A 12,708-nucleotide genomic window follows, 5' to 3' on the forward strand; every position below is an offset into this window, starting at 1 on the left:
ATGACACGACATGGAACGGTGCCATCACCTTGGTGACCACCGGAAGAGCATAGCCGAACGCGGTAGCGTAGCGGGTGAACCGTCCATCGCCTGTACTTCCATGACCTCTACAGGTCGTGCCACGCCGAACTCCGACCACGCTGCAATACTCAGGCCAAACCGCGCAGGACCGGAATTACCTTATAACAATTTTATGCGGTCAGAAACGGCGGATGAAGGAGGATTTGCATATATTTATAAACGTTATCTATCTATTGCCATCTTCTCGCTGGTCGGATAGATCTCACTCTCCTGGGGTGGTGTAGACTCGCGCAGTGTCGAAAGGGGCGCTCCTGTGTCCAGGAGTGCATGCGAACCATTGTCGATACGGTCGTTCAAACTCATCAGCGATTCTGGAGTGGTCAGGATGTACGGACTATCCGAGCGAAGTGGAGAGCTTCTTGATGTGGTGGAGACTAACGCTATCCAGCGGTTACTCACATGATGCGACGTGAGATTAGTCTTACCGACGACGGCGCGTATCTTGTCGGGTTGTTCGCCCTGACCGTCGCTACCGGTGTTGTTGACGCGGTCAGTTACCTTTCGCTTGACCACGTATTTACCGGAAACATGACCGGGAATGTGTTGTTCGTCGGCTTCGGCATTGCCGACTCGGGGGTGGTACCTCTGCTGAACAACGTGATCGCCTTAGCAGGGTTCGTCGTCGGCGCGATGGTGGCAGGTCGCGCCGTGCGTGGACGTCCCCATAAGACCCGTCTTCCGACTGCCCATCTGCTTCTCCTGGTCTGTACGGCTGTGGGAATCCTCGTGCTCGCCGTCGTGTGGCTATTCAGTGGAGATCCCGTCGGTTTCTGGCTTCTCAGTCTGACGGCGGCCCTTGCATTGACGATGGGCGTCCAAGCAGTGGCGGCCCGGGGTGCTCAGATTTCTGATGTTACAACCGTGGTAATTACCAGCACGCTGGTGAATTTCGCCGTAGAAAGCCCTATTTCCGGTGGTAGCGGGGAAAAATGGGTGCGGCGTGCAGGTGCGGTTCTGTCGATGGCGGGCGGAGGAGCGCTTGGTGCTCTCACTTTAGAGACGTGGTCGCCCGCTGGAGCGCTGTTTATCGGTGGCTGCTGCATGGCAGTTGGTGTCACGGCGCTTGCACTGGCTCGTCGGCGCGAACGCAGTAAGATTGAGGCGGCATGACCGAGCATTAAAGAAGACCGGAAGAGTGGATTTCAGACAATCTAACTAGAGAGTTGAGGATATAGCAATGACGCACAATCGAGTAGTGGTGGTTACCGGTGCAGCACGCGGGATTGGGCGGGCTGCAGCTGTGGCTTTTGCGAAGGAAGGATATCGGGTGGCCGGTGTCGATATCGCTGCGCGCGCAAGTAATGCGATGGACTACGCCCCTGCGAGCCAGGACGACCTGGACGAAACTGGACGTCTCGTTGAAGAAGCTGGCGCTGACTGGTTACCTGTTGTGTTCGACCAGCGGGATAAGGCAGCGGTGGAAGAGGGGTTTTCACAGGTAACCGAACGTTTTGGTGGGGTGGACGTTGTTTTCGCGAATGCTGGCGTCCAGGGGTTCGCGTCGTTGCTGGAGATGAGCGATGAGCTGTGGAATGACCAGATCGACATAAACCTCACCGGGACAGCCAATGTTGTCCGTGTGGCAGCACCGATCCTCATTGAACGCGGTGGTGGTCGAATTATTCTCACTTCGTCGACGCAGGGGCAGCACGGCACTCTTGACGGTACTGGATATTCCGCATCCAAATGGGGATTAATTGGTCTGATGAAATCGGCCGCGCTGGACCTTGGGCAGTACGGTATTACCGTGAACGCTGTTATCCCTGGGCTCATCAATACTGCTCTCACCCGACATGAGGATTGTTACGCCCAGATCATACGGTCCGGCGGTAACGAGCCCAGCGGGAACGTGGAGAAAGACGAAGAAACCGCGGCTGCGGCCCAGCGTAAGAAGCTGCCACTCGGAGTACCGTGGGTAGAGCCGGAAGATGTTGCTCCACTCGTTGTTTTCCTTGCCTCCGACGAGGCACGCATGGTGAGCGGGACAAGTTTCGCGGCTACTGGCGGGGACAGCGCCAATATCACTGCCTGAGCCTCGGAGCAGAAGCATAGTCACTCGTCATGGAGGGCCTCGAGGCGAGCGAGGGCGACACGGCGGTTGTGCTCAGTGTCCTCTCGCATCACCGCTTCGGCATCAGCGAAACGGTGCTCCGCGATTGCAGTGATGAGTCGCGTGTGTAAGTCGAGTACGAGCTCAGGCTCGGAACTGACCTGAAACGCCCAGCTTACTCTGCCGATTAGTGGCCCTACTCTATCACCCAGGAAGCGGTTGCCACTTGCCGCGCGGACCATGGAATGCAGGTTGGAATTGGCTGCGGCAAAGTCACTGAGGTGGCCCGTCGCCAGATGGTGACGTGACCCCTCAAGCTGCCGGCAAAGATCGTTAATCTGGGCCGGGGGTGCCTTGACGGCAGCAGATCGAGCAGCAAGAGCCTCGAGTTCGACGCGGACATCGAACATCTCGTTGACCTCATCAGCGTCTAATGGGCGCACCCTGACGCCGCCAGATTTTCCGCTCACCAGGTACCCTTCGGCCTCGAGCAGGCGGAATGCCTCCCGGACCGGCACGCGCGAGACCGTAAGGGTGTCTGCTATCTCTCGCTCGAGGATCCGGCTCCCTGGATGAAGGGCCCCGGAGGCTATCTGTGCCCTGATCTCAGCGCGCACCCATCCCCGCAGCGCATCTGCACTGCGGGGATGGGGTTGGTCTCCGTACATGGTCTGAAGCCTCGACTATCGTCGTGTCGATATCGGGAACGACTCGTGGCCTTCGTGGGTAGAAGCCGCCGAACCAACTGTGGTCTGGTCGTGGCCGTGTCCAGGTGGTGGGGTGCGGTGTGTCTCGTTGGGTAAAGGACTATCCTCTTCGATCTTACCGGTCACTACGTCGCGGAGCCGGCGACGATCGAGCTCTCCGGTCCAGCGTGCCACGATAAGGGTTGCTACCACATTGCCGATGATGTTTACCGCCGTCCGCCCCTTACCCATGAAACGGTCCGGTGCGAGGATCAGTGCCGCGGCAGCTACAGGAATTGCCCCGACGGTCCCGATGGTCACGGTCAAGGTGACGAATGCCGAGCCAGCGACACCGGCCATCCCGTGGGACGTCAGCATGGCGACACCGACGATCATCACGAGATCGGCAACGGAAAGCTCGGTGCCGGTCGCGTGCGCCAGGAAGACCGCTGAGACGGAGAGGTAGATTGCGGCACCATCGAGATTGAAGGAGTAGCCGGTCGGAATGACCAGACCGACCACTGATCTGCCTGCACCAGCGTGTTCAAGTTTGCGGATCAGCTGGGGCATAACTGCTTCGGACGAGCCTACTAGAGCGCCGGTGACGATCTCGTTCTTCATGTAGCCCATCACCCGGAGCAGTCCCACGCCGGTCGCCAGCCGAACCACAGCGCCCAGGACGACGAGGAAAGCTGTGAGAGCAAGATAGAAGACTCCAAGGAGTGCACCGAACTGGGAGAGCGCTGACAACCCGTACTCGCCGATGGTGTAGGCCGTCACCGCGAAGGTGGCCACTGGCGCGAGAACCATGATGCCAGAGACAATGCGGAGGATAATGTCCTGCACCAACGTGATCCCTTTGATCAGTGGGTCAGCCCTCGGTCCGAACAGGAGCAACGCGATGCCGAAGAGTACCGCAAAGAAGAGCACCTGGAGAATGTCATTCTGGGCGAAAGCCTCCATCACGCTTTCCGGGACGATCCCGATGAGGAAGTCCGCGACTCCCGTATTCTGGGTGGCTGCTTCGTCGACCTGGGAGGTGTCCAGTGTGGAGGGGTCAACGCCCATCCCACTTCCCGGTCGCATCCATACCGCAAAAGCGAGCCCCACGCATAGAGCGATGAGGGAGACCGCCTCGAAGTACACCAGCGCCTTGATTCCGATCCGGCGGAGGACGGCCAGATCACCCGCGTTCGCAATGCCCGTGACGACCACGCAGAACACTAGGGGGGCGATGATCATTTTCACGAGGTTGACGAAGACGGTGCCGAGAGGTTCCAGGAGTGTGGCGAAGGGCGGCCACAGCGCTCCCACCAGGATTCCGAGCACGACGCCCGCGAGTGTCCAGAAGATGAGTGACCGGTAGAAGGGTTTACGAGTCCGATCTTTCTGTGGAGTCACCATGTCGCGACTCTCTCCCTGAGTTCTTCCTCGACGTTGACCAGCCTGCACAGTGTCTCGCCGACTGCGGAATCTGAAGCCGCGTCCAACGCCTCTACCAGGGTGCTGATCGAGTGCGCAGAGCCGGCAGCCGAAACGAACAGGGATGGATCCATGGTCGAACCGATCTGCCTGAGGAGTTCGGTGGCGGTGTCAATGGGCAGCACAGCCAGCCACCGCAGTGCTGTCTCTTCGCGTGCCTGGAGGGTGGGTAGTCCGATAATCCGGAAACGTGCCAGCCCACCGTCGGGGAAAATATCGAGTTGGACGTGGGTGGCGGTCGTGGACACTTCAGGGATGAAGTAGTGCACCTGATCGGCCAACAATGACTGTTTGCCGAGCAGCGTCGTCCATCCTGCGTCTTCTCCTGGGTTCTCCTCTGTGCTTGTGCACACCGAGACCTGGAACTGCTGCGGCGCATTTCCGATGTAGCAGCTGGTGTCGATGACGATCTGCTGGATCCGGGCCTCCGACCCGAGCCGGACGCGCAGCCAGTCATGTCCTGGACCTCTGCGGCGTCGTGTCTCCCATCCGTCCTTGGTGGTAGACGCCGCACCGCGGCGGATCACGTTGGATGCGGGATTAAAGAAATTGTCGCTTTGGTCCACTACCGTCCCACCGTTGTCCAGTGCTGCGACATCGAAAGAATTGGTGTGGTGGCGGCGTGGATCAGGTAGGACCCGTCCGAGTACATGCAACCGGGCGACACCCCCGTCCGGATGTATCCACAGTCGTACATGGGTAGCGGCGACGGGCGATTCGAGAGAAAACTCGTTTTTAGAGTCGCCCTGGCAGGCGCCGTGGGCGACGGCAGTTGTCCAACGCTGATTCTGCTCAAGCTCATCGTTGGTGGGGTGGCCTAGGTGATAGATTGTTTCGATGGTGATGGCGGCCGGATAATTACCTCGAAAGAACGCGGTGTCGACCACAATATGATCAACTAATCCAGGCTCCCCCAGCCGTACGATGACCCAGTCGGACTCGCCGTCTCGTCGGCGGCGTGTTTCCCAACCGTCATACATTCCGCCCCGTTCCCCGGACTCCCCTTTGCGTGATACGGGATCGGTTGAGCGGATGAGACTTTCCTTCGGAACAAAAAATTCATCGGAAGCTGATAGTACGGATCCGCCGTTTGCGCGCGCCGCCAGGTCAGTCAATGAAGCTGCTGAAGTCACTTTCAGAATGTCCTCTCGTGATGTTGCCACCGGCGGTGAAAGCCGGGATCACCGTCCGCGGATTTCGCCGACGTCCGATCCCTATAGTTGTGGGCATCGAGGAGAAAGGCAATGGATTCGCGGGAATGTATACCGAAGAAACAAAGGCGAAACACATTTCTCAAAAGTAAAATCTGAATGACTTTTTGTCATTTATTCATGGGGCGGTGTGCTGTGCGGTCACCGTCGTTGTAGCAGGACCGCACGGTCTGGCATGGCGGTGACCGTTCCATCGGGAGCCAGGACAGTTCGCGTGATGGTCCTACCCCGCACCACTGTCCAGTGAGCGGTGTCCAATCCTAATGCTGCCAGTTCGGCAGGAGGTACAGTGTCTTGGCTCTGGGAAGTGATGTCTGGGTCAGTGCCGGTGAGGATGTGGGAGAGGATGAAGAAATGCCCACCAGGTGCTACGAGCCTGCCAGCTGTGGCTAGCAGGTTTTCTCTGCGTCCCTGCGACGGCGCGTGCAGGTAGCTGGCGGTGACGAGGTCGAAGTTCTCCCTGTCGGCTGACTCGAGTAGGCCGAGGACACCGGTGTCGGTGAAGCGCACGCCGTCCACGCCGGCGGTGGTAGCAGCGTCCCGTGACCGTTGAGCGGCGGTGGCGGAGACCTCGACGCCGAGAGCGTCCCACCCCTGCTGTGCGAGCCAGATGGCGTCGGCCCCTTCGCCGCTGCCGATGTCGACGGCCCGGCCGCGTGAGCCCCCGAGTTCCTCGGTGAGGACGCGCACCAGGGACGGGTTCGGGCGTCCCGACCAGCGGGGCGGAGACTGGGCGTAGGTCGTCTCCCAGAACCCGTCGTCGGCGACGTCGGGCCATGCGTCGTGGGAGGTCGGCATGGTGAGAGCGTGCACCGCGTTGTCGGTGTCCTCGTTGACCAGTGTGGTGTTGAGCATGCCTGCGGTCATTGATGCCTGTCCCATGGAGGCCGGAACATTCAGGCGCGGGTCAATGACGTTGCCGGTCGCCCAGACACGCGGATGGCTGGTCTGCCCGAAGGCGTCGACTGTCAGGAAGGAGCCGATGCCCGGGACATCGGCGCGGTCGAGATCCAGCGGGGCGAGGAAGGCGTCACGGGGTCGGGCCTGCGGGTGCAGCCCGATCGCGTCGATCGTGTGGACGGCACCGTCTTCGGTACGTACGCCGGTGAGCGCCCCGTCGGTGGAAACGATCTCGGCCACCGGGGAGGTCACGACGGAGATACCCCGGGCGTCGAAGCGCTGGCGGGTGGTGTCGTCCAGCTGCGCGGCGACGTCGGTGCCGGTGACGAACACCGTGAGATCGTCGGTCCAGTTCCGGACCAGCTGCGCGTACTGGAAGAGCATGGGGGACGACGCCAGCACACCGATACGCTGATCGCTGTGCTCCCACCCGTGGCAGTAGGGGCACTGGAACACGGTGTCGCCCCAGTGCTCCGCGAGCCCCGGGATGTCGGGGAGTACATCGTCGATACCGCTGGCGACGAGGACGGCGCGGGCGTGCTCGACGGTGCCGTCGGCGAGGGTGACCTTGAGACCGCGGACGACCTCGGTGACGGACTCGATGCTGCCGGTGGTGACTTTGACGCCGTAACGTTCGAGTTCAGCGCGGCCCTTCTCCAGGAGCTCCAGAGGGGGAAGACCGTCGTGGCCGAGGACGCCGTGCATGTTCGGGGCGAAACGGTTGCGGGGTGCGGCGGAGTCGATGACGAGGACGTCGCGACGGGAGCGTCCCAGGAGTTCGGCGGCGCTGAGTCCGGCTGCGCCGCCGCCGATGATGATGATGTCGTGTGCTTTCATGCTCCCGATCATGCTGCCCAGTCGGCACGACAACAACACGCGTTGCCGGAACAGCACGGCGAGGAATGCTGCCGCGGACCATGGCAAGGGAGCGTCTGCTGCGCGTAGCGTCGATGACATGACGGAACAGAATTTCTACCAGTATCTCATCGTCGGTGGCGGCATGGTTGCCGACAGCGCTGCGCGAGGTATCCGCGAGGTGGATCCTGACGGGACGATCGGCATCGTGGCCGAGGAGCAGACACCGCCGGTGGCGCGTCCTGCATTGTCCAAGAAGCTCTGGACCGACAGTTCATTCAGCTTCGACGACGTGTGGCTCAACACTGAGGACGACACCGGCGCGGTCCGGCATGCGGGGGACCGTGCCGTGGCAGTTGACCGGGATGCACGCACGGTGCGTACCCAGAGCGGGATGGTTCTGGGTTACGACAGGCTGCTTCTCGCTACGGGCGGAGCACCGGCGACTCTCGGTCTGCCTGAGGATGACCCTCTCATTTTCTTCCGTAGCCTCGACGACTACGAGCGGTTGCGCAGGTACTCGGGCGACCAGCGTCACGTGGTCGTCGTCGGAGGCAGTTTCATCGGTTCCGAACTGGCGGCTGCGCTGGTAGAGAATGATACTGCCGTGACACTCGTGTTCCCTGATGACGTCCTCTTCGGCGGTGTTTTCCCGCCGGACCTCGCCCGGTACTTCCAGTCCCGGTATGAAGACGCCGGTGTGACCGTTATGCCGGGAGTCTCGGTGGAATCCGGTGAGGTGCAGGGGAATGGTCATGTCGTCCTCACTCTCTCCGACGGGACGTCCCTTGAATGCGACGCGGTCGCCGTGGGTGCGGGTGTCTCCCCGAACAACGAGATCGCCAGTGTGGCCGGATTGTCCGTGGACGACGGGGTACTTGTTGACGAGCTGTTGCGCACGAGCGACCCCCGGATCTTCGCGGCCGGTGACGTGGCGTCCTATCCGGACGCCATCCTGGGTCGTCGGCGTATCGAGCACGTGGACAATGCCACGACGATGGGGCGGCAGGCCGGTCGCAACCTCGCGGGGGCCGAGGAACCCTACACCCACACGCCCTATTTCTACTCGGTGGCGTTTGGCGACCGGTATGAGGCCGTCGGTACGCTCGACGCCTCACTGGAGGTCGTCGAGATGTGGGACGGCGATCGCGGGGTGGTCTACTACGTTGACGGCCGAGATGTTGTCGGAGTGCTGCTCTGGAACATCAACGGACGTCGCGACGATGCCCGGGAGGCCATCGACAATGCTGACGGTTCGGACCACGCGGCCCTCCGGTCGCGTATTCCGACCGAGGACGGTGACGCCGAGCAGGACGACAAGAACTGAGGAGCGTAAATCATGGATCTTGAGATGTCCGGACGAACAGCACTGATCACCGGCGGTGACTCCGGTATAGGCTGGCACACGGCCGCTGCCCTTCTCGCGGAGGGTGCCACCGTGGTGCTTACCGACCGGGATTCGGATGAGCTGCAGGAGGCCGCGTCTGCACTGGAGGCAGACCCCGGGCGACTGCACACGTTCGCTGCAGACCTGACCCGGCTCGACGACATCGAGGCACTGCGTCGGCACGTCGCGGAGTCGGCGGGCAAGGTCGACACCGTCGTCCACTGTGCGGGCGTGACCGGAGCGCAGGGGCTTTTTCATGAGATCGACGACGACGGCTGGGTCTCCACGATTGAAATCGACTTGATGGCGGCCGTGCGGGTCGCGCGTGCGTTTCTCGACGATCTGCGGGCGAGCGGGCGTGGTCGTCTGGTCTTCCTCTCGTCAGAGGACGCCGTACAACCCTATGACGACGAGCTGCCGTACTGCGCTGCAAAGGCCGGTGTGCTCGCCTTCTCGAAGGGGCTCTCACGGACCTATGCCCATGAAGGCCTCCTGGTGAACACGGTGTCGCCCGCCTTCATCCACACGCCTATGACGGACGCGATGATGGACAAGCGTGCTGCGCAGCTCGGTGTCGACCGGGACAGGGCCGTCGAGTCATTCCTCGAGGAGAAGCGTCCGTACCTCGCTCTCAAGAGGCGGGGGAAGCCTGAGGAGGTCGCTTCGGTTATCGCTTTCCTGTGCTCTGACCGGGCGTCGTTCATCAACGGCGCGAACTACCGGGTGGACGGCGGATCGGTCGCCACCATCTGACGCCTGCTGCGTCCCCTTCTCTCCCCTTAATGACAATAGTTTTTCATTGCGTTGATTATTGCGTTGATTGCTGACGGGCAGGAATCACCGCTCGATAAGGCGGTCCGGAATCTGCTCGAGCAGTTGCTCGGCGGCGCTGCTATTGATATAGGCCCCGGAACGAGGGCGTTCTGCCTCCGCACTGCGGGCTCGGCGCTAACAAGATCTACGCGGTTGGGCCCTCCCCTGTAATGCACGTCAGAGTACCGGCGGTATGTACCGGGGCTCGCGGATCTGACGGCCGAAAGCCGCGTCACTTCCGGGTGTGGCCGTCAGGGTGGTCAGTGCTCGTCCCAGTGGTCGTCGTGGGCGGCGTGACGGTGGCCGTCATGGATGTAGTCGACGTGATCGCCGTGTGGGACGGCGACGTGCCCACAGCCCGGTCCGTGCTGGTGCTCGTGGTCTTCGTGGACGACATGCCCCGTTGGCTCGCACTCGTCCCAGTGGCCGTCGTGCTCGCGGTGCAGATGGCCCTCGTGGACGTAGTCGACGTGGTCGCCGTGGGGGACGGCGACGTGGCCGCAGTCGGGGCCGTGCTCGTGGTCGTGGTTCTCATGCGGCTGATGGGGCATGGTGTTCTCCTGCGAAGTAGCGCTCTTGTACGGGGACTGTCTTTACCTTCTGAACACTACGCGTTTTCAGTAAGCTTTCAATAGTGGGGTTTCTGCAGCGTACGGAAGGGAATGACTGTCGTTTTCGGTAGGGTTTGCGTTGCTGGTCATGACAGTGCCGCCCGCCTAACTGAACCGTGTTTCCGGTAGGAAAATACCCCCGACAGGGGGTGGTTCTCGCTCGTGGAAGATACTCTCGACGGGGATAATGAAAATGATTCCCAATAATGACGACGTGGAGGACACGTGACTGATCACGGCGACACCGGCGAAGGGCCGTATACCGGTAACTATCTTGACTACTTGCTCACTAATCGCAATTTCACCGCTCCGGCGGTTGCCGGGGCGGTGTCGGTGCTCACGGCACCCGTCATTGCCCGGTCGGTCTCCACCGGCCAGCCGGTGAGGATCCTTGATGCGGGCACCGGCGCCGGAGGTGCGTTGCCGGAGCTGTCGTGTCTGGCTGCTGAGGTCCCGGAGGGTGGTACCGTCCTGGCAGTCGACGTCGACGGCTCTGCTGTGGCGCTGGCACGGCAACAGATTGCGGCTCTGCACGACACGGGTGCATCTGCGGGGGTCCGTGTTGACCTCCGGGTCGCCGATCTGAGGGGCGTCGCGGCGGAGGCGGCGCTTACCGGTCAGTTCTTTGATCTGATCTGGTCCTCCGACGTTATCTGGCCGGAAGCGTTCGATGACCCGGAGGGCGTCGTCAGTGAGCTGTCCCGGGCTCTCGCCCCGGGAGGGATACTCGCCCTGTTCACGACGAACTACTACCAGTCCACGTTGTTGCCCGGGCACACGCGCCTTGAACGCCTAATCCGTACCGCATCGGAGATGACCTGGGGGCTGCCCGACGACGGCCCGTATCAGTACGAGCGGCTCGGCGCATGGATGCGGCAGGCCGGCCTGCATGATGTCACACCGACTTCGTTTCCACTGACCGGTATGGCATCCGAACCGACCGCGCGCGCGTTCCTCGAGCAGATCGTCTGGCCGGAGATGAGGCACGCAGTGTCCGCGAACGGGCGTGCTGCCGGCATGAGCGACGACGATGTTGTCAGGGCGGAGCATCTGCTCGATCCTGCTGGCCAGGAGTGGATCGGCAATGACCCGGACGCATTCGTGCTCCAACCGACGCTTTTGTGGACCGGGCGAGCGGGATGATCTCCCGGTCCGACAGCACACAGCATCTCACTGCTCTCGCCGCCCCGGAAACTCTCCCGGGCTGGAGGGCCGTCATCGCGCCCGACGCGGGTGCTGCACGGTGCTTCGGGATTTTCGTGTCGTAGTCGATGACCTGAAGGTCGGCGGGGTGGCTGGAAGGTTGGTTGGAGTCCGACGGGGCCCGCATCGTCGGCAGGGACGCTTTCGAGGGCATCGTCGGTGCCGGCGGTAACGGTGGTCCCTTCGATGTGGTGTTGTGCGGCACGTTCAGCAACATCTTCAGTCTTGGCACGGTGTGTGACCAGCCGGGCTGTATCCGCCGTCGTCTGACGTCGGACGGTCAGGTCACGGTGGTGACGTGGATGGGGGGCCGAGTACTGGTCCGCCGTCCGGCGGCGGGTTTTGCTGACTGTCGAATTGCGGAGGTCGGAGATCCTGCGGTGGGCGTTGTTCTGGATCGACGGTGAGCGGTGCCTCCCCGGTGCACCCCTCAGCGCGTGTGACTGACGGTGGCCGGCAGCGACCGGCACTGGCGGCGAAGCAGATGAGTCACCGTGCAGAGGTGGGGGAACTCGACGAGCATACCGACGGCCAGTACTGCTGTGACCTCTGGATGCTCCGGAAGGAATGCTGAGGTCAGCGCGATCATCAGGGGTGCATTGCGCGCCGAGGTCGTTATCACCAGCAGTGATTTTTCTGGATAGGGCAGTCCGAGAGCACGGGCCGTGCCCTCGCCGAGGAGATACGCTGCCACGAAAAAGATGAACACCGTGACCAGGATCAATAGCGTGTCGGCAGGGCGGACCAGTAGTGAACTCACGTTTCCTGTGAACAGGCACATGATGATTGCCGCGAGAGTCACTGGTACCAGGTCGTCGGCGGTGTCTCGTGCCCACCGTGCCATCCGGGAACGCCGGCTCAGCACCTGTAACCCGATTCCAGCGCATGCAGGGATGAGGACGTAGAACGCCAGGGTGGAGGTCACTTCCGGACTGCCGTAAATGGTGGATGCTCCGGTAGTGCCCACCTCAGTCGCGCCCGTCAGTTCAGGCAGGACCCCGAGCCATACGGGGTAGAGGAGGACCTGAGCCGCCATCTGCAGCGGTATCAGCAGGCCGCCGACGGCGGTGTCGCCGTCAGCGGCACGTGTGAAACCGAGAAACCAGTCGGTGCACGGGAAGAGGCAGTATAGGAATACACCCAACTGGAGGGGTCCTGGTGGCAAGACCAGTGAAGTTACAGCGACTGTTATGACGGGGATCGCCACGAAGTTCATCAGCAGTGCGGCGAGGACCACTGGCGTGGACCCGGGGTTCTTCAGTGTGGTCAGCGCGGGGGATAGGAGGGGAGGCAGCCGCAGCGTGAAGAAGATCTGTGTGACAAGAATGACGATGAGTGGGTCGGTGAGTGCGTCAGCCGCTGGTGTGGTCGCGGGTATGACTGCACCCATGAGCGACCCCGTTCCGATCGCGCTAAGAAACAGAGCGGT

General features: G+C 61.8%; 12 protein-coding genes. 6 read left to right on the forward strand and 6 right to left on the reverse strand.

All coding sequences use genetic code 11. The features are described from left to right. Window positions 1–480: 480 nt before the first annotated feature. Both CGLY_RS01865 and CGLY_RS01870 read left to right on the forward strand, forming a co-directional pair. Entirely contained in the window at window positions 481–1,191 is a 711-nt protein-coding gene (locus CGLY_RS01865; protein WP_081803735.1) for a YoaK family protein, read from the forward strand. Window positions 1,192–1,258: 67 nt separating this feature from the next. Next, window positions 1,259–2,113 (forward strand): SDR family NAD(P)-dependent oxidoreductase, encoded by an 855-nt coding sequence (locus tag CGLY_RS01870; protein ID WP_038545649.1) that lies wholly within the window; start codon window positions 1,259–1,261, stop codon window positions 2,111–2,113. A gap of 20 nt (window positions 2,114–2,133) precedes the next feature. On the opposite strand, the gene CGLY_RS01875 is transcribed toward CGLY_RS01870, so the two are convergent. The 4 genes from CGLY_RS01875 to CGLY_RS01890 form a co-directional block, all read right to left on the reverse strand. Then, a complete protein-coding gene (locus CGLY_RS01875) occupies window positions 2,134–2,799 on the reverse strand; it encodes a GntR family transcriptional regulator (protein ID WP_081803736.1) in 666 nt (221 codons plus the stop codon). Between the two features lie 15 nt (window positions 2,800–2,814). After that, on the reverse strand, window positions 2,815–4,221 hold the full coding sequence (locus CGLY_RS01880; RefSeq protein WP_052539471.1) for a cation:dicarboxylate symporter family transporter: 1,407 nt from the start codon (window positions 4,219–4,221) through the stop codon (window positions 2,815–2,817). After that, entirely contained in the window at window positions 4,215–5,432 is a 1,218-nt protein-coding gene (gene alc, locus CGLY_RS17040; RefSeq protein WP_158407362.1) for an allantoicase, read from the reverse strand. Before alc ends, CGLY_RS01880 begins: the two co-directional genes overlap by 7 nt. Before the next feature lie 219 nt (window positions 5,433–5,651). Next, on the reverse strand, window positions 5,652–7,367 hold the full coding sequence (locus CGLY_RS01890; RefSeq protein ID WP_081803738.1) for a bifunctional NAD(P)/FAD-dependent oxidoreductase/class I SAM-dependent methyltransferase: 1,716 nt from the start codon (window positions 7,365–7,367) through the stop codon (window positions 5,652–5,654). Between CGLY_RS01890 and CGLY_RS01895 the strand changes: the two genes are divergently transcribed. Beyond that, window positions 7,366–8,592, forward strand: a complete 1,227-nt coding sequence (locus tag CGLY_RS01895) for an NAD(P)/FAD-dependent oxidoreductase (RefSeq protein ID WP_038545652.1) — start codon at window positions 7,366–7,368, stop codon at window positions 8,590–8,592. The two genes, CGLY_RS01890 and CGLY_RS01895, sit on opposite strands and share 2 nt — an antisense overlap. A 12-nt stretch (window positions 8,593–8,604) precedes the next feature. After that, window positions 8,605–9,405, forward strand: a complete 801-nt coding sequence (locus CGLY_RS01900) for an SDR family NAD(P)-dependent oxidoreductase (protein ID WP_038545655.1) — start codon at window positions 8,605–8,607, stop codon at window positions 9,403–9,405. A gap of 320 nt (window positions 9,406–9,725) precedes the next feature. Here CGLY_RS01900 and CGLY_RS17045 read toward each other — a convergent pair whose 3' ends face one another. After that, window positions 9,726–10,016: a hypothetical protein gene (locus tag CGLY_RS17045; RefSeq protein WP_081803739.1), complete on the reverse strand. Its 291-nt coding sequence runs from the start codon at window positions 10,014–10,016 to the stop codon at window positions 9,726–9,728. 285 nt (window positions 10,017–10,301) lie between these two features. Between CGLY_RS17045 and CGLY_RS01910 the strand changes: the two genes are divergently transcribed. Next, window positions 10,302–11,219, forward strand: a complete 918-nt coding sequence (locus CGLY_RS01910; protein WP_052539476.1) for a class I SAM-dependent methyltransferase — start codon at window positions 10,302–10,304, stop codon at window positions 11,217–11,219. Between the two features lie 164 nt (window positions 11,220–11,383). Beyond that, window positions 11,384–11,686 carry a hypothetical protein gene (locus CGLY_RS01915; RefSeq protein ID WP_038545658.1) on the forward strand — a complete coding sequence of 101 codons (303 nt, stop codon included), beginning with the start codon at window positions 11,384–11,386 and terminating at the stop codon, window positions 11,684–11,686. 23 nt (window positions 11,687–11,709) lie between these two features. On the opposite strand, the gene CGLY_RS01920 is transcribed toward CGLY_RS01915, so the two are convergent. Next, window positions 11,710–12,669, reverse strand: coding sequence for an arsenic resistance protein (locus CGLY_RS01920; RefSeq protein WP_052539478.1), 960 nt, complete (start codon window positions 12,667–12,669; stop codon window positions 11,710–11,712). Window positions 12,670–12,708 lie beyond the last annotated feature (39 nt).

This window comes from Corynebacterium glyciniphilum AJ 3170 (assembly GCF_000626675.1).
Taxonomy (GTDB): Bacteria; Actinomycetota; Actinomycetes; order Mycobacteriales; family Mycobacteriaceae; genus Corynebacterium; species Corynebacterium glyciniphilum.